Origin of the sequence: Phocaeicola sp. RTP21198st1_B8_RTP21198_201120 (assembly GCF_040929485.1) — a bacterium.
Classification (GTDB): domain Bacteria; phylum Bacteroidota; class Bacteroidia; order Bacteroidales; family Bacteroidaceae; genus Phocaeicola; species Phocaeicola dorei.
This window is the reverse complement of record NZ_JBCOCI010000267.1, coordinates 1-918: the sequence shown is the minus strand read 5'-3', so window position 1 is coordinate 918 and position 918 is coordinate 1. Positions and strand designations below refer to the sequence as shown.

Below are 918 nucleotides of genomic sequence, written 5' to 3'. Positions count from 1 at the left end.
CTGCTCGAGGATCGGAAAACGGCGGAGGTCTGCCGTTTCGCCATCAAGAAATCGGCTTTCAACCTCGAGTTCGTTCCCGAAGCGATGAAAACGCCGGAACTTTGTCTTGCCGCGGCCGGCTCCCGGGGCGAAACACTGAAATTCGTCCCTGACCGTCTGAAGACACCGAAAATGTGCCGTGCCGCCGTCGATAGCAACAGCTACGCGCTGTATTACGTTCCGGAGGGGTTGAAGACCCCCGAACTGTGCATGGCGGCCGTGAAGCGCAACGGCCTGGTGCTGGAGGCCGTTCCCGGGGAATTGAGGACGCCGCAAATATGCCGTGCGGCGTTGAAAGCGGTGGACAGTGCCGATTACAAGATACTCCCTTACATTCCGTATCCCGATATATGCCTGGAAGGGCTGAAAAAATTCGGGATGTCGTTCGTGGACAAGTTCGAGATTTTCGCCTCCATTGCCCCGGAGGTCATGACCGGGGAGCTGGCCCTTCACGGCGTGGGGATGGACGCGTCCTGCCTTTCGCTCGTGCCGGTGGAACTGCGCACGGAGGCAGTCTGCCTGCGTGCCGTCAGTGGGGACGGCATCCTGCTCCATGAAGTGCCGGAGGAATTACGCACGGAACGGGTCTGCGAGGCTGCCGTGTCCTCGAACTACCTGGCACTGGAGTACGTTCCGAAGCATCTGAAAACCGACCGTCTGTGCGAGATAGCGCTGGAGCGCGATCCCCTGGCCATCCGCTTTTTCAACCCCGAACAGCTCACGCCGGAGGTCTGCAACCGGGCGTTGGCCCGTGCCGACGACCTGCGTGTCCTCCGCTATATCCCTTTCGAGGATATACACATGAAGGCGCTGGGGTTCTATTGCACGAATTACGAGAAGACCTTCGATTTTTTGCAGCACATGAACCAGGCACACGTC

1 protein-coding gene is annotated in these 918 nt (G+C 59.2%); it reads left to right on the top strand.

Features of this window, described 5'->3' with window-relative positions; genetic code table 11:
• A partial coding sequence (locus tag AB5935_RS25255; protein WP_368327783.1) for a DUF4116 domain-containing protein occupies positions 1–918 on the top strand: 918 nt, incomplete at both ends.